The sequence below is a fragment of the Pseudomonas sp. RIT-PI-o genome (assembly GCF_001297215.1).
Taxonomy (GTDB): domain Bacteria; phylum Pseudomonadota; class Gammaproteobacteria; order Pseudomonadales; family Pseudomonadaceae; genus Aquipseudomonas; species Aquipseudomonas moraviensis_A.
Genome location: NZ_LHPA01000044.1, coordinates 1 through 18,618, shown reverse-complemented (window position 1 = coordinate 18,618; position 18,618 = coordinate 1). Strand labels below are relative to the sequence as shown.

Genomic DNA, 18,618 nt, shown 5'->3' with positions numbered 1-18,618 from the left:
GACGCTCGCTTAACCGGCCGTAACCGGCGCGGCAGGCTTGGCCACCGAGCACAGGCGAATGGAGTCGGCGAGGATCTCGATGGCTTTCGGCCGTGGGAAGCTCGCGCGCCAGGCAATCGCCACGGTGCGAAACGGCACCGGCGCGGTCAGCGGACGCACTTCGATCACGCCGGGGGCGTAGTGATGGCTGTCCACTGCCGACAGCGGCAGGATCGAGATGCCCAGGCCGGACGCGACCATGTGGCGAATGGTTTCCAGCGAGCTGGATTCGACCGTGGTGTGCTTGGCGCCGTCGTTGCCCTTGGTCAGGGTCGGGCAGGCCTCGAGCACCTGATCGCGGAAGCAATGGCCTTCGCCGAGCAGCAGCAGGCTCTTGTCGTTGAGCAGGCCGGCATCGATGGATTCTTTCTTGGTCCACGGGTGCTGGGCCGGCATGAGCACATAGAACGGCTCGTCGTACAGCGGCAGGGTCAGCACATCGGCTTCGTTGAACGGCAGGGCGATGATGATCGCGTCGAGTTCGCCGTTGCGCAGTTTGTCGCGCAGCACGTGGGTGAAGTTTTCTTCGATGTACAACGGCATCTGCGGGGCGACCCGGTGCAGTTGTGGAATCAGATGCGGGAACAGGTACGGGCCGACGGTGTAGATCGCGCCGACTTTCAGCGGTGCGGTCAGCTGATTCTTGCCGGCCTGGGCCAGTTCACGGATGCCCTGGGCCTGCTCCAGCACTTTCTGCGCCTGGGCGACGATGCCTTCGCCGACCGGGGTCAGGCGCACGGCGCTTTTGCTGCGCTCGAAAATCAGCACACCGAGTTCGTCTTCAAGTTTTTTCACGCCCACCGACAGCGTCGGCTGACTGACGTGGCAACGCTCGGCGGCATGGCCGAAATGCTGCTCTTGGGCGAGGGTAACGATGTAGCGTAATTCTGTGAGGGTCATAGCAAGCGTCCATGAAGATGCGCGCCAAGCATACCGGCTGCAATCGATAGACGCACGTTATCAGACTGCGGGCTGAGTACGACACTGGTCGAGGTCGGTTTGTCGCTGGCAGATATGCAAAAGGCACCTTTCGGTGCCTTTTTGGCTGGATCATCCGGCTAGCAGAGAACCCTTGTAGGAGTGAGCCTGCTCGCGATAGCGGTGTGTCAGTCAGAAAATCATCGTCTGACACTACGCTATCGCGAGCAGGCTCACTCCTACAGGGTTTTGCGTTGCCTTAGCGGCGACGTTCGAGCGAATAAACAAACGGCGCAACGATTTCGATCGAGCCATTGTTGAGCATGTCGGCCGGCGGCTTGGGCAGCGGTTGCGCGCGGCGGATCATGTCCAGGGTGGCCCGGTCCAGATCAGCGTTGCCGGAGCGGCCTACCAGTTCGAACGACAGCACATTACCTTCGCCATCGACCACGAAGCGCAGACGATTCAAACCTTCCTTGCCACGCGACTGTGCACTTTGCGGGTACTTCTTGTACTTCTGCAAATGCGCGAGCAGGGTGCCTTGCCAACTGGCCTTGGCTGCCAATTGAGCAGGCGATGGGCCGGGTGCGGGCTGGGCTGATTTCTCCGTTGGTGCCTGGGTCGGTTGAGTGTCGGCCGGTTTCTCCTCGGAAGGTTTTTCCTTCGGTGGATCAGGCAGCTTCTTCTCGACCGGCTTCGGCGGTTTTGGCTTGGGCTTCGGCTTGGGTTTGGGTACCGCGATTTCCGCTTTCGGTGCTTCGGCCAGTTTCGGAATCGGCAACTCTTCAACCGGAGCCGGTGGCTGCGGCGGTGTGACGACTTTCGGCGGAGCCGGCGGTGGCGGGGCAGGCAATGGGGCCAGTTCGACCATCATTGCCTGCGGCGGCAATTCGATGGGCGGGCGGGCGGTCCAGTTCAGCGCCAGCGCGATGGCCAGCGCGTGCACGCCCAGCACCACGGCCAGGCTACCGCTGTAACGCGTCAGCTTATGGCGCGTCGTGATCATTTCTTGGCTGCCGTCTCAAGGCCGACCAGACCGACCTTCAGGTAGCCGGCGGCGCGCAGGCTGTCCATCACGCTCATCAGGTCACCGTAATCCACGCCTTTATCGGCCTGGAAAAAGATGGTGGTGTCTTTCTTGCCCTGGGTCTTGGCGTCGAGGGTGGCGCCGAGGGTTTCGGCCTTCACTTCGTCGTCGCCGAGGAACAGGCGCTGGTCCGCTTTCACACTGAGAAACACCGGTTTCTCTGGTCGCGGCGCCGGTTTGGCGGTCGAGGCGGGCAGATCGACTTTGATGTCCACAGTGGCCAATGGAGCGGCCACCATGAAGATGATCAACAGCACCAGCATCACGTCGATGAACGGCGTGACGTTGATTTCGTGGTTCTCGGCCAGATCGTCGTCTGCGCCTTCTTTCAAATGCAGGCCCATGGCCGATTACCCCACTTTAACCATGTGCGGCTGCGAGCTGCGCTCAGGCTGGTGGTCGAGATCGCGGCTGACCAGCAGCAGGACTTCTGCCGAGGCATCGGAGACCTGCGCCTTGTAACCGGCGATGGAACGGGCGAAGACGTTGTAGATCACCACTGCCGGAATCGCCGCAACCAGACCCAGTGCGGTGGCCAGCAGCGCTTCAGCGATACCAGGTGCGACAACGGCGAGGTTGGTGGTCTGGGTTTTGGCGATGCCGATGAACGAGTTCATGATGCCCCACACGGTACCGAACAGACCGACGAACGGCGCAGTGGAGCCGATGGTCGCGAGGACGCCGGTGCCGCTGCTCATGTTACGGCCACAGGCAGCGACGAGGCGCTCGAGGCGGAAGCTGACGCGTTCCTTGATGCCTTCCTTCTCGCGGCTGTTGACCGACAGGCGCATCTCTTCGAGAGCGTCGTGGACCAGCAGGTTGGCGAGGGTGCCTTCCTTGCCGGCCGTGGCGCTGGCTTCTTTGAGGGTGGTGGCTTTTTTCAGTGCGGCGATTTCGCCTCGCAGACGACGCTTCGCGCCCATCAGCTCGAAGCCTTTGGCGATCCAGATGGTCCAGGTGATGATCGAAGCGATAGCCAGACCGATCATCACGATTTTCACGATGATGTCGGCGTTCTGGTACATGCCCCACGGCGACAGGTCGTGGGCCATGCCCAAGGTGTTGTCGGCTTCGAGGACTTCAGGTGCGTCGGCCGCATCGACAGCCTGCACCGGATCGGTGGCGGCGGGTGCAGCCGGAGCGGCAGCGGGCGCGCTCTGTTCGGTGGCGGCTGGGGTGGCTGGCGCTTGAGCGTCGGCGAAGGCCGCGGTCGGTGCCAGCATCAGGCTGAGCAACAGAGCCGCGACAGCGCTCCAGGCGCGAGGTCGAGTTGGCGAAGCGGGAGTTTGATTACGTGTCATGCTGGCCGGACCTGAGGTAGAAAAACGTTATTGCTCTTCCAGGCCTCGTGAGGCCGAGAACAAAAGTGGCGTGCATTATTGCAAGTAATTCTTGTTAACAAAAGTAATAGAGTAACTTTTTTTCCACCATTGCTAGCCGTTCGTCCTGTGCCAGAGCTAGTCTGTGCCTTTCCGATGGGAGTTTTCTGATGTCCGCGCCTTCTGTTTTGATTGCCGGTTGTGGTGATGTCGGCAGTCGTCTCGCCACGCAATTGCTGGCGGCTGGCTGGCAGGTTCATGGCTTGCGCCGGGATGTTTCCAGGCTGCCGGAGGGCGTCATCGGCGTCGCTGGTGACCTGTTCAGCGAAGAGTGCCCGGCGACTTGGCCAGTGGGCGCTGTGGATTATCTGGTGTATTGCGCTGCGGCCACCGACCATGATGAAGAGGGTTATCGCAAGGCCTATGTGCAGGGTTTGCAGAACGTGTTGAGCTGGCTGGGCGACTACGGGCAAGTGCCCGAGCGACTGATCTTCGTGTCCAGCAGCAGCGTGTACGGCCAGCAGGACGGAGCCTGGGTGGATGAGACGTCCGAGACTGTCGCTGCCGGTTACTCAGGGCGCTTGATGCTTGAAGCCGAGCAGGTCGCGCTCGATAGCGGCATCCCCGCTAGCGTACTGCGTCTGACCGGCATTTACGGCCCGGGCCGTGAATGGCTGCTGACCCAGGTGCGTCGCGGCTATCGCGTGGCAGTCGAGCCGCCGCTGTATGGCAATCGGATTCATGCCGATGATGCGGCCGGGTTGCTGGCGTTTCTGCTGGAAAAAGACCGCGAGGGCGTCAAGCTGGAGCAGCTCTACATCGGAGTAGACGATGCGCCGGCGCCATTGGCCGAGGTGGTGGGCTGGTTGCGCGAATATCTGGGGGTAACTGAATGGGCGGAAGACGCCAGCGTGCGCCGCACCGGCAGCAAGCGTTGCAGCAATGCGCGGGCGAAAGCGTTGGGTTGGGTACCGAAGTACCCAAGCTACCGCGAAGGCTATGCAGCGATCCTGGAAGGTAAGTGCTGACTTTCTAACAACACAAAACAACTGTAGGAGTGAGCCTGCTCGCGATAGCGTTGTGTCAGTCGACATCAATGTGTCTGACATACCGCTATCGCGAGCAGGCTCACTCCTACATGGGTTCTATGTGAATTCAGAAGCGGGTTACTGCTTTTCCAGCAACCACTTGCGCTCGCCCGCGGCAAACTGCGGTTGCTCATCCGCCAGCGCAGCATTCACTGCCTGCAGAATCTCCAGTTCCTTGCCCTTGCGCACAAAGATCCAGTTATTACCCTGGCCATTGAGTTGCAGCCACATGCTGTCGTTGCCATTGCTCATCGATGCGCAATCGCCGGCCAGGCACAAGGCATAACGGTCAACGCCCGGCAGGCCGCTCACCTGGCCATCGGCCTGGAACTGGACGGTGCCGCCCTCACCCTGACCGCTGGTGATGGTCCAGTTGCCGCCCAGGTACGCCGAGTACAGCGCGCGTTCGAAGCTCGCACCGATTGGGGCGCCTTCGGGCACCGGGATCTGTGCGCGATCGAAGAGTTGTTCGGGTTCGTTGTCGCTGGCGGCTTGCTGCAGGCGTCCGCCGTCGCGTTTCAGTTCGCTGGCGGAGCTGCCATAGAAGTCGACTTTCCAGGCGCCGGACTCTTGGCCCAGCAACCGTCCTTCGACATTCTCAAAACCGTTGGTGTAGCGAGCCTGACCGGCCTTGGTGTTGACGTCCCATTCCAGATTCGGGCCGTAGGCCTGCAGCGCTTCGCGCAGAGGGCCGCCCTTGGCGGCGGCATCGATCGCCACCTGGTTGATCCAGGTGCCGCTGATGTCGCGGTCGGCAGGGTCGCTGGCGCAGCCGCCGAGGAACAGGGCGAGCAGCGAGAGAGCTAGCGCTTTGCGCATGGTGGAATCCTTTCAAAACCTTTTCTTGCGGCAGTCGGCGCGGCGTTGAAAGCCGCGCCGTGCGCATCACTCGATGACCAGAATGGCATCCATTTCAACCTGCGCACCCTTCGGCAGGGCGGCCACGCCGATGGCGGCGCGGGCAGGGTAGGGCTGGTCGAAGTACTTGCCCATGATCTCGTTGACCTTGGCGAAGTGGCTCAGGTCGGTGAGGAAAATGTTCAGTTTGACGATGTCCTTGAACGAACCGCCGGCGGCTTCGGCTACGGCCTTGAGGTTCTCGAAGACCTGGACGGTCTGGGCTTCGAAGCCTTCGACCAGTTCCATGGTTTTCGGGTCCAGGGGGATCTGGCCCGACATGTAAACGGTATTGCCTGCCTTGATCGCCTGGGAGTAAGTACCGATGGCGGCCGGGGCCTTGTCGCTGGTGATGACGGTTCTGGTCATGTAGGACTCCTTGTAATAGGCAGGTTATGCACGCATGCGGGTGATGCGGATCACCCCGGTCAAGGCGCGCAGTTTCTTGATCACGCGGGCCAGGTGCACACGGTCGTGGACGCTGACCACCAACTGCACGACGCTGATGCGACCATCGCGTTCGTCCATGCTGATTTTCTCGATATTGCCGTCGGCCGCGTTGACGCTGCTGGCCAGCAGGGCGATCAGGCCGCGCTGGTGTTCCAGTTCGACGCGCAGCTCGACGTTGAATTCGCCGGTGACATCCTTGGCCCACGAGAGCTGGATGCATTTTTCCGGGTTGTGCCGTATTTCGCTGATGTTGCGGCAGTTGTCCAGGTGCACGACCATGCCCTTGCCCGCCGACAGGTGGCCGACGATCGGGTCGCCCGGGATCGGCGTGCAGCACTTGGCGTAGCTGAGCACGAGACCTTCGGTACCGCGAATCGCCAGCGGACCTTCCGGACTTGGCAACTGTTCGCCTTCGCCCAACAGCCGGCGGGCGACCACGTAGGCCATGCGGTTGCCCAGGCCAATGTCTTCGAGCAGGTCTTCGATCAGTTCGAGGCGGTACTCGGTGAGCATCGCCTTCACGCGCTCGGCCGGAATTTTTTCCAGGGAGCTGTCGAAACCGTTGAGCACCTTGTTCAGCAAGCGCTCGCCGAGGCTGATGGACTCGGAGCGGCGTTGCAGTTTAAGCGCATGGCGAATGTGCGTGCGCGCCTTGCCGGTGACCACGAAGTTGAGCCACGCCGGGTTCGGCCGGGCGCCGGGAGCGCTGACGATCTCGACCGTGGAGCCGCTTTGCAGCGGTTCGGACAGCGGCGCGAGGCGACGGTTGATCCGGCAGGCAATGCAGCTGTTGCCGACGTCGGTGTGCACTGCGTAGGCAAAATCGACCGCCGTGGAGCCTTTCGGCAGCTCCATGATCCGGCCTTTGGGCGTGAACACGTAGACCTCGTCCGGGAACAGGTCGATCTTCACGCTTTCGATGAATTCCAGCGAGTTGCCAGCGCGTTGCTGCATTTCCAGCACGCCTTTGACCCACTGGCGGGCGCGGGCGTGGGTGCCTTTGGGCTGTTCGTCACCGCTGGACTTGTACAGCCAATGGGCGGCGATGCCGTTGTTGGCCATCTCTTCCATTTCGCGGGTACGGATCTGGATCTCGATCGGTACGCCGTGCATGCCGAACAGCGTGGTGTGCAGCGACTGATAGCCGTTGGCCTTGGGGATCGCGATGTAATCCTTGAAGCGCCCCGGCAGCGGCTTGTACAAATTATGCACAGCACCTAGTACGCGGTAGCAGGTATCGACCTTGTCGACGATGATCCGGAACGCGTAGACGTCCATGATCTCGTTGAAGGCTCGACGCTTGCCGCGCATTTTCTTGTAGATGCCGTAGAGGTGTTTCTGACGACCGCTGACTTCGCCCTGGATGCCGTCGATGGCGAGGCAGTGGCCAAGGGATTCTTCGATCTTGTTGACGATTTCCTTGCGGTTGCCCCGGGCGCGTTTGACCGCCTGGTAGATCCGCGCGGAACGCATCGGGTGCATCGCCTTGAAGCCGAGGTCTTCGAACTCGATGCGGATCGCGTGCATGCCCAGCCGGTTGGCGATGGGTGCGTAGATCTCGAGGGTTTCCTTGGCGATGCGCCGACGTTTTTCGCCGGACAGCACTTCCAGCGTGCGCATGTTGTGCAGGCGGTCGGCGAGCTTGACCAGGATCACCCGGATGTCGCGCGCCATGGCCATGGCCATCTTCTGGAAGTTTTCCGCCTGGGCTTCGGCCTTGGTCTCGAAGTTCATCTGGGTCAGTTTGCTGACCCCGTCGACCAGTTCCGCCACGGTTTCACCGAACTGCGCCTGCAGCGCTTCCTTGGCGATCCCGGTGTCTTCGATCACGTCATGCAGCATGGCGGCCATCAGGCTCTGATGGTCCATGTGCATGTCGGCAAGAATATTCGCCACGGCAAGAGGATGCGTGACGTACGCCTCGCCGCTGCGACGGCGTTGACCGTCATGGGCTTGTTCGGCGTAGAAATACGCTCGGCGAACCAGGTTGACCTGGTCGTTGCCGAGGTAGGTCGATAAGCGATCGGCGAGGGCGTCTATGCTCGGCATGATGATTCCTGCCGAAAGCTGTGACCCCGCGCCGTGCTACGTCGACCAGGCATAGGCTTAGACGGCCTCGTTCGACTCGTCCTCGAACGCTGCGAACAGCGGTTCATCCTGGACGATTTCCTGCTCGGCGATGAACTCGTAGCTCATCAGGCCTTCAGCAATTTCACGCAGCGCGACAACGGTCGGCTTGTCGTTTTCCCACTGCACCAATGGCTCTTTGCCGCCGGTGGCCAGTTGACGGGCACGCTTGGTAGAGAGCATGACCAGCTCAAAGCGGTTTTCCACGTGTTCTAGGCAGTCTTCAACGGTTACGCGGGCCATGGTATTCCTCGGAGCGAATGCAATATGCGCGCTGCCCGGTTGGGCGAGCGGACTGAGCAGTTTAAAAAATCACCAGCGATTAGGGAAGCGCTGATTTTTTGACCAGACCCTTCAACGCGCTGCAAGCACCAATGTAAAGCGCTTGCAGGCATTTTGGGAAGTGCTGTTTTAGCCGAGCAATTCAGCCAGCAATTTGCCGAAACGCACTTGCTGGCGTTTCTGTTGCAGCTGATTGGCGCGGAAAATCGCTTTCAGATCGTCCAGCGCGTGGGCGAAATCGTCGTTGATGATCAGGTAATCGTAATCGACGTAATGGCTCATCTCGCTGACCGCTTCGCGCATGCGGCCGTCGATGATCTCGTCGCTGTCCTGGCCGCGGTTGGTCAGGCGCTGGTGCAGGGCTTGCAGCGATGGCGGCAGGATGAAGATCGAGCGCGCTTGCGGCATCAGCTTGCGCACTTGCTCGGCGCCTTGCCAGTCGATTTCCAGAATCAGGTCATGGCCTTCGTCCAGGGTCTGCTGCAGGCGGCTTTGCGAGGTGCCGTAGAAGTTGCCGAAGACCTCGGCGCGTTCAAGGAAGTCACCGTGCTCGCCCATTTTCACGAACTCTTCGCGGGTCACGAAGTGGTAATTCACGCCGTCCACTTCACCTGGACGCATGGCGCGGGTGGTGTGCGAGACCGAAACGCGGATCTCTGGATCGGCGTCGGTCAACGCCTTGACCAGACTGCTCTTGCCCGCGCCCGATGGCGCGGAAATGATATACAGGGTGCCGGTGTGTTGGGTCATGTCGGGGTAGCCTTACTCAATGTTCTGCACTTGTTCGCGCATCTGCTCGATCAACACCTTGAGGTTGACGGCGGCCTGGGTGCTGCGCGGGTCGAAGGCTTTGGAGCCCAGTGTGTTGGCCTCGCGGTTGAGCTCCTGCATCAGAAAGTCCAGACGCCGCCCGGCGGCACCACCGGATTTGAGCACCCGGCGAACTTCGATGATGTGTGTGCTCAGGCGATCCAGTTCTTCGGCCACGTCGCTTTTTTGCGCGAGGATGACCATTTCCTGTTCCAGACGTTGCGGGTCGAGCTCAGCTTTCATGTCGGCAAAGCGGTCGAGGACTTTCTGGCGCTGGGTGGCGAGCATCTGCGGCACCAGTTCACGCAGGGTCACGACGTCTTCTTCAATGGAAGTCAGGCGATCATTGATCAAACGCGCCAGCTCCGCGCCTTCGCGCTCGCGGCCAGCCTTCAAGTCCTTCAAGCCCTGATTGAACAGCGCCAGCGCTTCGGCGTTCAGCGCTTGCGGGTCGGTCGCATCGGCCACCAGCACGCCGGGCCAGGCCAGCACTTCCAGCGGATTCAGCGCAGCGGGATTCTTGATCAGCCCGGCCACGGTTTCCGCAGCGGCAACCAGTTGCGCGGCGCGCTCGCGGTCGACTTGCAGCGGCTTGCCGGTGCTTTCTTCGGTGAAGCGCAGCGTGCACTCCAGTTTGCCTCGCGACAGGCCCTGACGCAGCGCTTCACGCACGGCGCCTTCGAGGTCGCGAAATGATTCGGGCAAACGCAGGTGCGGTTCCAGATAGCGGCTGTTGACCGAGCGCAGTTCCCAGCTCAGGGTGCCCTGAACGCCGGCTTTCTCGACGCGGGCGAAGGCGGTCATGCTGTGCACCATGGCGGTGACCTCGCAATGCAGATCGGCGCGAAACGCTGTTTCGCAGGCGCGATTTCAATGAATTTAAGCCGACTGGCAGCAAAGGCGCAGGATTGTAGCGCAGTGCGGCGAATGCGCCCAAACACACGGTGTGACAAAGCGCTGCAGCCCGTCGGTTATGCGCGCTTGAGGCGCTTCGGTCGTCGGCCGGCGGTTTTAACCAGTGCCCACTCGCGGTGCAGCGCTCTATAATGCTCGGCAGTTTTCCGTCCTCAGTACAGGTATCCCTATGAAACGTCCAAGTGGTCGCGCTGCCGATCAGCTCCGCTCGATCCGCATCACCCGCAACTACACCAAACACGCCGAGGGATCCGTACTGGTCGAATTCGGTGATACCAAAGTCATCTGCACCGTCAGCGTCGAAAACGGCGTGCCACGCTTCCTCAAAGGCCAGGGCCAGGGCTGGCTGACTGCCGAGTACGGCATGCTGCCGCGCGCCACCGGCGAGCGTAACCAGCGTGAAGCCAGCCGTGGCAAGCAGGGCGGTCGTACTCTGGAAATCCAGCGTCTGATCGGCCGCTCCCTGCGCGCGGCGCTGGATATGTCCAAGCTCGGCGACGTGACCCTGTATGTGGATTGCGACGTGATCCAGGCCGATGGCGGTACTCGTACTGCGTCCATCACCGGCGCCATGGTTGCGCTGGTCGATGCCCTGAAAGTGATCAAGAAGCGCGGCGGCCTGAAAGGCGGCGATCCGCTCAAGCAAATGATCGGCGCGGTCTCGGTGGGCATGTACCAGGGCGAGCCGGTGCTGGATCTGGACTATCTTGAAGATTCCGCAGCCGAAACCGACCTGAACGTGGTGATGACCAGCACCGGTGGTTTCATCGAAGTGCAGGGCACCGCCGAAGGCGCGCCGTTCCAGCCTGAAGACTTGAACGCCATGCTGGAACTGGCGAAGAAAGGCATGAACGAGATCTTCGAATTGCAGAAGGCTGCACTGGCCGACTGAAGTTCTTGACCACAAGGAGGATGTGATGAGTGATGAGCAAGAGTTGCTGCCCAAACCGAGCCAGGAGGTTCGCCAGTGGGCGATGTTCTGTCACTTGTCCGCCTTGCTGGGGATCTGGATTCCGTTCGGCAATCTGATCGGGCCGCTGATCCTTTGGCAGATGAAGCGCGAGAAGGACCCCTTCATCGACGCGCAGGGCAAAGAGGCGCTGAATTTTCAGATCACGGTGGCGATTGCCTCAATGATCTGCTTCCTGCTCATGCTGCTGATCATCGGTTTCTTCCTGTTTGGTTTGCTGGCGATTGCGGCGCTGGTCCTGACGATCATTGCAGGTGTCAAAGCCAACGAAGGTTTCCCCTACAGATATCCGTTCACCTGGCGATTGATCAAGTGAAAGTCTGTTGTATCGCAATATGAAAATGCCCCGACTTATCGGGGCATTTTTATTTGTGCAACTGAATAATTGGGTTTTGTTGTAGGACTAGTCTGTTAACGATGTGCGGCTTGGCATTTATTTACTGATATTTCTCTATTACATCTTTGGTCACAACTGATCGGGCAAGTGTATATTCCGGTCCTTGTTATTCGCGCAAGCTGGTTGTTAAAGTTGCCCGGTGTAATGTTTCGATTGAAACATTTCGATATGTTCAAGCCAACGATGGCACTTGAACTCCCCAGTAATCAGTGTTGAGAAAATCAGCCGGTTCACCCGTCGGGCCCAGGTAAATGCTCGCCTCGTGAATACTTAGCCAAGAATAATCCACATGATTGAGCTCGATTTCTACGGCACGCTCGTGGCCGCTTCATTAGTGCTGCTTCTCGGGCGCGGACTTGTAACGCGTTTCGGCTTTCTACGAAGTTACAATATTCCTGAACCGGTAGCGGGTGGCCTGGTGGTTGCCGTGCTCCTGTTGATATTGCGCACTTTCGATATAGAAGTCCGCTTCGATACTTCATTGCAAACACCGTTGATGTTGGCGTTCTTTGCCACGATTGGCTTGAGTGCCGACCTTGCCAGTCTGAAAAAAGGCGGGCGCATTGTCGGCATCTTCCTGCTGGCAGTCATTGGCTTGCTGGTGGTGCAAAACGCCATGGGAATAGGGTTGGCAACTTTGCTCGGGCTTGATCCCTTGATGGGCTTGCTGACGGGCTCGATCACCCTTGCCGGTGGTCACGGCACGGGCGCCGCGTGGGGCGCGGTGTTCAGCGAGAAATACGGCCTGGCCTCGGCTTCGGAACTGGCGCTGGCCTCGGCGACGTTCGGTCTTGTTCTGGGTGGTCTGATCGGTGGTCCCGTTGCGCGGTTGCTGATCAAGCGTGTGCAGGTGCCGGGCTGCAGTCCCCAGCAAGCACCGCGACTGCCAAGAGGTTTTGAACAGCCGAACAAAGAACGTTCTATCACGCCCTTTTCTTTCGTCGAGACACTGGCGCTGATTGCCGTCAGCCTGCTCGCTGGCAACTTGTTGAATGGTTTGCTCCACGGCACTGCGTTCGAGTTGCCGACCTTTGTCTGTGTGCTGTTCGTGGGTGTGGTGTTGCGTAACGGATTATCAGCGCTTGGCTTGTATCAGGTATTCGAGCGTGAAGTTTCTGTGCTCGGCAATGTCAGCCTCTCGCTGTTTCTGGCGATCGCGCTGATGTCGCTGAAGCTTTGGGATCTGGCAGCGCTGGCATTGCCGATCTTCATCATTCTGGCCGTGCAGGCGCTGGTCATGGCGCTGTTCGCGATTTTTGTAACGTTCCGGGTAATGGGCAGCAACTATGATGCTGCCGTGCTTGCTGCGGGGCATTGCGGCTTTGGGCTGGGTGCTACGCCGACGGCCATTGCCAACATGCAAGCAGTGACGCAACGGTATGGGCCTTCGCAGATCGCGTTTCTGGTGGTGCCGATGGTAGGAGCGTTCTTCATCGATATCGTTAACGTCATCGTGATCAAGCTGTACCTGACCTTGCCTTTCTTCGCTGCGGTTTAGGAAGTACGGCGCATAAAAAATGCCCGCATCTCACGATGCGGGCATTTTCTTTGGCTGCGATAAAACGCTTAGATGGTCAGCGTCCAATCGTAGTCGACGATCAACGGCGCGTGCTGCGAGAACCGTGGCTGACGCGGCAGGCGTGCGCTGCGCACCGAGCGACGCAGGCCCGGGGTCAGGATCTGGTAATCGAAACGCCAGCCCAGATTGAGCATCTCGGCCTGTTCGTTATCCGGCCACCAGCTGTACTGGTCGCCTTCACGGCTGACTTCACGCAGCGCATCGACATAGCCCATATTGCCGACAATCTCGTCCATCCAGGCGCGTTCCGGCGCCAGGAAGCCGGGAGATTGCTGGCTGTCGCGCCAGTTCTTGATGTCGAGTTTCTGCTGCGCAACGTACAGCGAGCCACAGTAAATGTACTCGCGACGTTTGCGTCGCTGTTTGTCCAGATACTTGCCGAAATCGTCCATGAGCTTGAACTTCTGGTTCAAGTCCTCATCGCCGTTCATCCCCGAGGGAAACAGCAAGGTGGCAATACTGACTTTGTCGAAATCTGCTTGCAGGTAGCGCCCGTAGCGGTCGGCCGTCTCGAAACCGAGACCGCTGATGACAGCCTTCGGTTGCAACCGCGAATACAAAGCCACGCCGCCTTGGGCAGGGACTTCGGCATCGCAGGCATAAAGGAAGTAGCCATCCAGTTGGAAGGCTGGGTCATCCAGTTCAAAGGCGGAGGCACGGGTGTCCTGCAGGCAGATGACGTCGGCATTCTGGGCTTGCAGCCAACTGAGCAAACCGCGCTCGACTGCCGCCTGAATACCATTGACGTTCACACTGATGATCCGCATAAATGGCCCCAAAAATCGCGTGCGTGTATGATACACGGCGTCAAGCTAATTAGCTAAATCCGTGGTATTTGGGGTTTTTTTCATGCAAGCGTATCAGCGCGATTTCATTCGTTTTGCCATCGATCGCGGCGTTTTGCGCTTCGGTGAGTTCACCCTGAAGTCCGGACGCACCAGTCCCTACTTCTTCAACGCCGGCCTGTTCAACTCGGGTTCGGCCCTGGCGCAACTGGGGCGTTTCTACGCTGCGGCCATCGCCGAAAGCGGCATCCCCTTCGACGTTCTGTTTGGCCCGGCCTACAAAGGCATTCCACTGGCGGCTACTACCGCCGTTGCGCTGGCCGAACATCACGACCGTGATCTGCCATGGTGTTTCAACCGTAAGGAAGCCAAGGCCCACGGCGAGGGCGGCAGCCTGGTCGGCGCACCGCTGACTGGCGAAGTCTTGATCATCGACGACGTGATCACCGCCGGCACCGCCATTCGCGAGGTGATGCAGATCATCGCTTCCCAGGACGGCGCCAAGGCCGCCGGCGTGCTGATCGCGCTGAACCGTCAGGAGCGTGGCAACGGCGAGTTGTCGGCCATCCAGGAAGTCGAGCGCGACTTCGGCATTCCGGTGATCAGCATCGTGTCGCTGAATCAAGTGTTGGAGTTCCTCGCCGACGATCCACAGCTCAAGCAGCACCTGCCAGCCGTGGAAGCCTATCGCGCCCAATTTGGCGTGTGACCAATGTGGGAGCGAGCCTGCTCGCGAATGGCCGTCACACTGAGCGATGTGAGGCGAATACCGCTTCCGCGAGCAGGCTCGCTCCCACAATAAAAAAGACCCAGTTCAGTCAGTTGAATTGGGTCTTTTTGTTGATGATTAACGCAGTTTTTGCCATTTGATCAGCAGTCTCAGCGCCAGTCCGACATTGACCAGCGCAAACACCAACAGCGCGACAACCACCATCACGTACAGCGTGCGATCCACATCGAAATCCCACAGATCCAGCGTACTGCTGCGCACGATTCCGACTGCCGCCGGCAAGTTAACGTAAAACAGCGCCACAAAAGCACAGGTCAATGGTAATGCGCGCCAGTAGACAGTGGCCAGAATCTTGTCTCGACTGCGTTTTCGAGCCTGCGAACCCTTTTGATATTCATCCTGCGCCAGCGCTTCATTGAGCGCCGGCCACGCCAGGTTGAACATGAACGTGGTCAGGGTCAGCAGCAAGCCACTGACCGCGACAATGTCACTGAACGGCATTCAGACCCAGCGTGGCGCAGAGCAATGCGTGGGAGTCTTCGCTGATCTCGAACTGCCCGGCGCTGCCCTTGCGTTTGGTGATGGGTTTGAAGGTCGGCTCGTTTTGCGTGATGAGCATATTCAACTCATCACGAATCACGTCCGAGCTGATTACCACCAGAAACACGTTTTGCGCATGTTCGGCGGACTCGATCACCGCGCGCATGCTCTGCTGCAGGATGTCGTCGAGCTGGTTGCGAAAGCGCGAAACGGTGTTCTTCAGCAGGGTTTTGCTCTGGCTCTGGGTCAGTTGAAAGATCGTCGAAATCTGCGATTCGGTCGGCAGGGTTTGCCCGAAGTAACTCTGGATCAGATACAGCAGGCGATCCTGTTTGGCTTCGTCAGCCCGGCTGGGCATGCCGCCTTCGACCAGCATTTTCAGGTATTCGGTCAGGCTGGCCTTGGCGATGCGCTCCAGCGCATGGGCGATTTCGGCGTCGCCGATGCGCAAGGTCTTTTTCACCGGTTCCTTCTGTTCCTGCTCGAAAGCGTCGGCGTCGATCGTGAACGAGATCTGCATGGATCAGGCGCTCCGGATTATTTGTCGCTGGCTGCTGGATAGGGATCCTGAGGCGCATCTCCCTGGCCACGCAGCACTTTCCAACCCTTGAGAGGGTGAGAGGCTTGGGTGAAATCAGGGCAGGGTGGCATCGATGTTCGTGACGGGGCTGAATACTCTCGGCCGCAGTCCACGCAGGCATAAGTACCTGCTGAAATGTCACTGCCGTAAGGAACGCTGTCTTTTTGCATGGGAAGATCTCCACTGGATGAAAGGAAGATCCTAGGGGGATTTGTTCTGAGGGGATGTCGGACATTTCGCCGTGTGGAGTAAGGCGTTTCCTGCGCGCATAAAAAAGACCGCAGCCCGCGGCAGCTCCTGCAAAAGCGGATTTCCGTAAGTGCGAAATCCCTGTAGGAACTGCCGAAGGCTGCGATCTTTTGCTTTCAGCGATCAGCCATCAAGGACGCTTGCGATTGCTGATCAGCGTACCCACGCCGGTATCAGTGAAGATTTCCAGCAGGATCGCGTTCGGCACACGACCGTCGATGATCAACGAACTGCCAACCCCCCCCTGAACCGCTTCCAGTGCACAACGGATCTTCGGCAGCATGCCGCCATAAATCGTGCCGTCAGCGATCAGGTCGTCGACCTGCTGCGTGCTCAGGCCGGTCAACACGGTGCCTGACTTGTCCATCAGGCCGGCAATGTTGGTCAGCAGCATCAGCTTTTCGGCTTTCAGCGCTTCGGCAACCTTGCCCGCCACCAGGTCGGCATTGATGTTGTATGACTCGCCGTTTTCACCCACGCCGATCGGCGCAATCACCGGGATGAAGTTGCCCTTGACCAGCAGGTTCAGCAGTTCGGTGTTGATGCCGACAACTTCGCCGACGTGGCCGATGTCGATGATTTCCGGCTGGGTCATTTCCGGGGTCTGGCGGGAGACGGTGAGCTTCTTCGCGCGAATCAGCCCGGCATCTTTACCGGTCAGGCCGATGGCGCTGCCGCCATGGCGGTTGATCAGGTTGACGATGCTCTTGTTGACCTGACCGCCAAGGACCATTTCCACCACGTCCATGGTCGCCGCGTCGGTGACGCGCATGCCGTCGACGAAATGGCTTTCGATCGACAGGCGCTTGAGCAGATCACCAATCTGCGGGCCGCCACCGTGCACGACCACCGGGTTGATGCCCACGGCTTTCATCAGCACGATGTCGCGGGCGAAGCCGGTTTTCAGCTCCTCGCTTTCCATCGCGTTGCCGCCGTATTTGATCACCAGGGTCTTGCCGACGTAGCGTCGGATGTAAGGCAGCGCTTCGGACAGGACCTTGGCAGTGTTGGCGGCGGCTTCGCGTTCGAGGGTCATTCAGGGCTCCGGGTGGATCAGAACGGTAGTTGGAGATCAGGTGCAACGCGTTTCAGTTGGGCGTGGAACACATCCTTGATGCGCTGCAATTCAGCCTCGTCATCGGCCTCGAAGCGCAGCACCAGCACCGGCGTGGTGTTGGACGCGCGCACCAGGCCCCAGCCTTTGGCGTAATCGACCCGCACGCCGTCGATGGTGGTCAGGTCGGCGCCTGCGCCCCACTGTGCGTCGTGCAGTGCATCAATGATGCTGAATTTGCTCTCTTCGGTCACATGGATATTGATTTCCGGCGTGGAAATATCGTTCGGGAAGGTCGCAAACAGCTCTTCCGCGGTGGATTTTTCCTTGCTGAGGATCTCCAGCAGACGCGCGGCGCTGTAGATGCCGTCGTCGAAACCGAACCAGCGCTCCTTGAAGAAGATGTGCCCGCTCATTTCGCCGGCCAACAGCGCGCCGGATTGTTTCATTTTCTTTTTGATCAACGAGTGACCAGTCTTCCACATTAGCGGCCGACCGCCGTATTCCTTGATCAGCGGCACCAGGCGACGGGTGCATTTGACGTCGAAGATGATCTCCGCGTCCGGGTTGCGTGCCACCACATCGCGGGCGAACAGCATCAGCAGACGATCCGGGTAAACGATGCTGCCGGTGTTGGTCACCACGCCCACGCGGTCGCCGTCGCCGTCGAAGGCCAGGCCGATATCAGCGTTGGTCTCTTTGACCTTGGCGATCAGGTCGACGAGGTTTTCCGGTTTGCCCGGATCCGGGTGATGGTTCGGGAAGTTGCCGTCGACTTCGCAGAACAGCGGAATGACTTCGCAGTTCAGCGCTTCGATCAACTGCGGAGCGATGACGCCGGCCGCACCGTTGCCGCAGTCGACCACGACCTTCAGGCGCCGGGCCAGTTTGATGTCCTGGACGATTTCGGTGTTGTAGCGATCGAGGATTTCGACTTGGGTGACGCTGCCCTGACCAGTGCTCAGATCGTTGTTCTTGATGCGCTCATGCAGCACTTGAATCTGTTCGTTGGCGAGGGTGTCGCCGGCGATCACGATCTTGAAGCCGTTGTAGTTGGACGGGTTGTGGCTGCCGGTGAGCATCACCCCGGACTTGCCGGCCAGCACGTTGGCGGCGTAGTACAGCGCCGGCGTCGGTACCAGACCGACATCGCTGACGTGGCAACCGCTCTCGGCGATACCGCGAATGAGTTCCGCAACCAGTTCCGGGCCGGACAGGCGGCCGTCGCGACCGACCGACACGTTCGGTTCGCCCTGGGCCAGGCTTTGCGAGCCGATGGCGCGACCGATCCAGTAAGCGGTTTCACCGTTGAGGTATTCCGGCACGGTGCCACGAATGTCGTAAGCGCGGAAAATGCTGTCAGGCAGCTTCGGGGCGATCTTGGCGGGGGTGCTCATCTGTGGACATGCTCCATCTCGAAAAGGGCGGGACAGACCGACGAAATGTTCGACGGCAGGCTCAAACTGAAGGGTATGACGGCGTTTTCCACAGAGAGTTCGTGCTATGAAAGGGCCATGACGCCCCGGCTGACCGGGCTTGCGACCGGCAATACCTTGATTTTGTGCGCTTAACCGTGCGCCACCCATTGCACAAATTTTGTGGCGAGGGGGCAGTTCGTCGCTCCGGTGCGGGGGGGCCCCCCAGGGCATAGTGTGCTCTGCGCGCGCCCCGGGGAGGGGACACCCGCCCCCCCACAGTCCGTTCTCGCTCTTTTGTGGGGGTGGGCCGGCGCCCCCGCGGGGGCCGCGCGCTCTCGGCGTGCCCCGGCCTCTATCGCGTGTTGCGCGGCTCCGCCTGTGCAC

General features: G+C 59.9%; 19 protein-coding genes and 1 pseudogene. 5 read left to right on the top strand and 15 right to left on the bottom strand.

Annotated features, from left to right (window positions below; translation table 11 throughout):
• Window positions 1–9: 9 nt before the first annotated feature.
• From AEQ63_RS24015 to exbB, 4 genes are all read right to left on the bottom strand, one after another.
• On the bottom strand, window positions 10–939 hold the full coding sequence (locus AEQ63_RS24015; RefSeq protein ID WP_024014805.1) for a hydrogen peroxide-inducible genes activator: 930 nt from the start codon (window positions 937–939) through the stop codon (window positions 10–12).
• Between the two features lie 277 nt (window positions 940–1,216).
• Window positions 1,217–1,963 carry a TonB family protein gene (locus AEQ63_RS24010; RefSeq protein WP_041476628.1) on the bottom strand — a complete coding sequence of 249 codons (747 nt, stop codon included), beginning with the start codon at window positions 1,961–1,963 and terminating at the stop codon, window positions 1,217–1,219.
• Window positions 1,960–2,388 carry a TonB system transport protein ExbD gene (gene exbD / locus AEQ63_RS24005; protein ID WP_016772535.1) on the bottom strand — a complete coding sequence of 143 codons (429 nt, stop codon included), beginning with the start codon at window positions 2,386–2,388 and terminating at the stop codon, window positions 1,960–1,962. Before exbD ends, AEQ63_RS24010 begins: the two co-directional genes overlap by 4 nt.
• A gap of 6 nt (window positions 2,389–2,394) precedes the next feature.
• The gene (gene exbB / locus AEQ63_RS24000) at window positions 2,395–3,345 is read right to left on the bottom strand and encodes a tonB-system energizer ExbB (protein WP_064365118.1); all 951 of its coding nucleotides are present in this window, start codon (window positions 3,343–3,345) and stop codon (window positions 2,395–2,397) included.
• Between the two features lie 188 nt (window positions 3,346–3,533).
• Between exbB and AEQ63_RS23995 the strand changes: the two genes are divergently transcribed.
• Window positions 3,534–4,391: an SDR family oxidoreductase gene (locus tag AEQ63_RS23995; RefSeq protein ID WP_064365117.1), complete on the top strand. Its 858-nt coding sequence runs from the start codon at window positions 3,534–3,536 to the stop codon at window positions 4,389–4,391.
• Window positions 4,392–4,529: 138 nt separating this feature from the next.
• Here the strand turns inward: AEQ63_RS23995 and AEQ63_RS23990 are convergent, their stop codons facing one another.
• From AEQ63_RS23990 to AEQ63_RS23965, 6 genes are all read right to left on the bottom strand, one after another.
• Window positions 4,530–5,270, bottom strand: a complete 741-nt coding sequence (locus AEQ63_RS23990) for a hypothetical protein (protein ID WP_064365116.1) — start codon at window positions 5,268–5,270, stop codon at window positions 4,530–4,532.
• Window positions 5,271–5,336: 66 nt separating this feature from the next.
• Entirely contained in the window at window positions 5,337–5,717 is a 381-nt protein-coding gene (locus AEQ63_RS23985; protein WP_064365115.1) for a RidA family protein, read from the bottom strand.
• 24 nt (window positions 5,718–5,741) lie between these two features.
• Entirely contained in the window at window positions 5,742–7,847 is a 2,106-nt protein-coding gene (spoT, locus tag AEQ63_RS23980) for a bifunctional GTP diphosphokinase/guanosine-3',5'-bis pyrophosphate 3'-pyrophosphohydrolase (RefSeq protein WP_007920338.1), read from the bottom strand.
• A 57-nt stretch (window positions 7,848–7,904) separates the two neighbouring features.
• On the bottom strand, window positions 7,905–8,168 hold the full coding sequence (gene rpoZ, locus AEQ63_RS23975) for a DNA-directed RNA polymerase subunit omega (RefSeq protein ID WP_008030604.1): 264 nt from the start codon (window positions 8,166–8,168) through the stop codon (window positions 7,905–7,907).
• A 168-nt stretch (window positions 8,169–8,336) separates the two neighbouring features.
• Window positions 8,337–8,957, bottom strand: coding sequence for a guanylate kinase (gene gmk, locus AEQ63_RS23970; RefSeq protein ID WP_039757364.1), 621 nt, complete (start codon window positions 8,955–8,957; stop codon window positions 8,337–8,339).
• A gap of 12 nt (window positions 8,958–8,969) precedes the next feature.
• On the bottom strand, window positions 8,970–9,833 hold the full coding sequence (locus AEQ63_RS23965) for a YicC/YloC family endoribonuclease (protein WP_016770639.1): 864 nt from the start codon (window positions 9,831–9,833) through the stop codon (window positions 8,970–8,972).
• 268 nt (window positions 9,834–10,101) lie between these two features.
• Here AEQ63_RS23965 and rph point away from each other — a divergent pair, with 268 nt between their 5' ends.
• From rph to gltS, 3 genes are all read left to right on the top strand, one after another.
• A complete protein-coding gene (rph, locus tag AEQ63_RS23960) occupies window positions 10,102–10,824 on the top strand; it encodes a ribonuclease PH (protein WP_027610407.1) in 723 nt (240 codons plus the stop codon).
• A gap of 25 nt (window positions 10,825–10,849) precedes the next feature.
• Entirely contained in the window at window positions 10,850–11,218 is a 369-nt protein-coding gene (locus tag AEQ63_RS23955; RefSeq protein WP_016772541.1) for a DUF4870 domain-containing protein, read from the top strand.
• Window positions 11,219–11,588: 370 nt separating this feature from the next.
• Window positions 11,589–12,797, top strand: a complete 1,209-nt coding sequence (gene gltS, locus AEQ63_RS23950) for a sodium/glutamate symporter (RefSeq protein ID WP_064365114.1) — start codon at window positions 11,589–11,591, stop codon at window positions 12,795–12,797.
• A gap of 68 nt (window positions 12,798–12,865) precedes the next feature.
• Here the strand turns inward: gltS and AEQ63_RS23945 are convergent, their stop codons facing one another.
• Entirely contained in the window at window positions 12,866–13,645 is a 780-nt protein-coding gene (locus AEQ63_RS23945; RefSeq protein WP_016772543.1) for an exodeoxyribonuclease III, read from the bottom strand.
• A gap of 82 nt (window positions 13,646–13,727) precedes the next feature.
• Between AEQ63_RS23945 and pyrE the strand changes: the two genes are divergently transcribed.
• Window positions 13,728–14,372, top strand: coding sequence for an orotate phosphoribosyltransferase (gene pyrE / locus AEQ63_RS23940; RefSeq protein WP_042608114.1), 645 nt, complete (start codon window positions 13,728–13,730; stop codon window positions 14,370–14,372).
• A gap of 138 nt (window positions 14,373–14,510) precedes the next feature.
• On the opposite strand, the gene AEQ63_RS23935 is transcribed toward pyrE, so the two are convergent.
• The 4 genes and pseudogenes from AEQ63_RS23935 to AEQ63_RS23920 all read right to left on the bottom strand — a co-directional run.
• Window positions 14,511–14,894, bottom strand: coding sequence for a hypothetical protein (locus AEQ63_RS23935; protein ID WP_064365113.1), 384 nt, complete (start codon window positions 14,892–14,894; stop codon window positions 14,511–14,513).
• A complete protein-coding gene (locus AEQ63_RS23930) occupies window positions 14,881–15,453 on the bottom strand; it encodes a hypothetical protein (protein WP_042608116.1) in 573 nt (190 codons plus the stop codon). The genes AEQ63_RS23935 and AEQ63_RS23930 overlap by 14 nt, the downstream gene beginning before the upstream one ends.
• A 439-nt stretch (window positions 15,454–15,892) precedes the next feature.
• Window positions 15,893–16,798, bottom strand: coding sequence for an acetylglutamate kinase (gene argB, locus AEQ63_RS23925; protein WP_016772548.1), 906 nt, complete (start codon window positions 16,796–16,798; stop codon window positions 15,893–15,895).
• Window positions 16,799–16,815: 17 nt separating this feature from the next.
• Window positions 16,816–18,219: pseudogene (locus AEQ63_RS23920) on the bottom strand (phosphomannomutase/phosphoglucomutase); the annotation flags it as partial.
• Window positions 18,220–18,618 lie beyond the last annotated feature (399 nt).

What these genes read in the sequence shown, in the direction of transcription:
- AEQ63_RS23930 (WP_042608116.1), bottom strand. Translation starts at nt 15,453, where the DNA reads ATGCAGATCTCGTTCACGATCGACGCCGACGCTTTCGAGCAGGAACAG.
- gmk (WP_039757364.1), bottom strand. Translation starts at nt 8,957, where the DNA reads ATGACCCAACACACCGGCACCCTGTATATCATTTCCGCGCCATCGGGC.
- AEQ63_RS23995 (WP_064365117.1), top strand. Translation starts at nt 3,534, where the DNA reads ATGTCCGCGCCTTCTGTTTTGATTGCCGGTTGTGGTGATGTCGGCAGT.
- gltS (WP_064365114.1), top strand. Translation starts at nt 11,589, where the DNA reads ATGATTGAGCTCGATTTCTACGGCACGCTCGTGGCCGCTTCATTAGTG.
- exbD (WP_016772535.1), bottom strand. Translation starts at nt 2,388, where the DNA reads ATGGGCCTGCATTTGAAAGAAGGCGCAGACGACGATCTGGCCGAGAAC.
- AEQ63_RS24010 (WP_041476628.1), bottom strand. Translation starts at nt 1,963, where the DNA reads ATGATCACGACGCGCCATAAGCTGACGCGTTACAGCGGTAGCCTGGCC.
- rpoZ (WP_008030604.1), bottom strand. Translation starts at nt 8,168, where the DNA reads ATGGCCCGCGTAACCGTTGAAGACTGCCTAGAACACGTGGAAAACCGC.
- AEQ63_RS24015 (WP_024014805.1), bottom strand. Translation starts at nt 939, where the DNA reads ATGACCCTCACAGAATTACGCTACATCGTTACCCTCGCCCAAGAGCAG.
- argB (WP_016772548.1), bottom strand. Translation starts at nt 16,798, where the DNA reads ATGACCCTCGAACGCGAAGCCGCCGCCAACACTGCCAAGGTCCTGTCC.
- AEQ63_RS23945 (WP_016772543.1), bottom strand. Translation starts at nt 13,645, where the DNA reads ATGCGGATCATCAGTGTGAACGTCAATGGTATTCAGGCGGCAGTCGAG.
- exbB (WP_064365118.1), bottom strand. Translation starts at nt 3,345, where the DNA reads ATGACACGTAATCAAACTCCCGCTTCGCCAACTCGACCTCGCGCCTGG.
- AEQ63_RS23935 (WP_064365113.1), bottom strand. Translation starts at nt 14,894, where the DNA reads ATGCCGTTCAGTGACATTGTCGCGGTCAGTGGCTTGCTGCTGACCCTG.
- pyrE (WP_042608114.1), top strand. Translation starts at nt 13,728, where the DNA reads ATGCAAGCGTATCAGCGCGATTTCATTCGTTTTGCCATCGATCGCGGC.
- AEQ63_RS23955 (WP_016772541.1), top strand. Translation starts at nt 10,850, where the DNA reads ATGAGTGATGAGCAAGAGTTGCTGCCCAAACCGAGCCAGGAGGTTCGC.
- AEQ63_RS23990 (WP_064365116.1), bottom strand. Translation starts at nt 5,270, where the DNA reads ATGCGCAAAGCGCTAGCTCTCTCGCTGCTCGCCCTGTTCCTCGGCGGC.
- spoT (WP_007920338.1), bottom strand. Translation starts at nt 7,847, where the DNA reads ATGCCGAGCATAGACGCCCTCGCCGATCGCTTATCGACCTACCTCGGC.
- rph (WP_027610407.1), top strand. Translation starts at nt 10,102, where the DNA reads ATGAAACGTCCAAGTGGTCGCGCTGCCGATCAGCTCCGCTCGATCCGC.
- AEQ63_RS23965 (WP_016770639.1), bottom strand. Translation starts at nt 9,833, where the DNA reads ATGGTGCACAGCATGACCGCCTTCGCCCGCGTCGAGAAAGCCGGCGTT.
- AEQ63_RS23985 (WP_064365115.1), bottom strand. Translation starts at nt 5,717, where the DNA reads ATGACCAGAACCGTCATCACCAGCGACAAGGCCCCGGCCGCCATCGGT.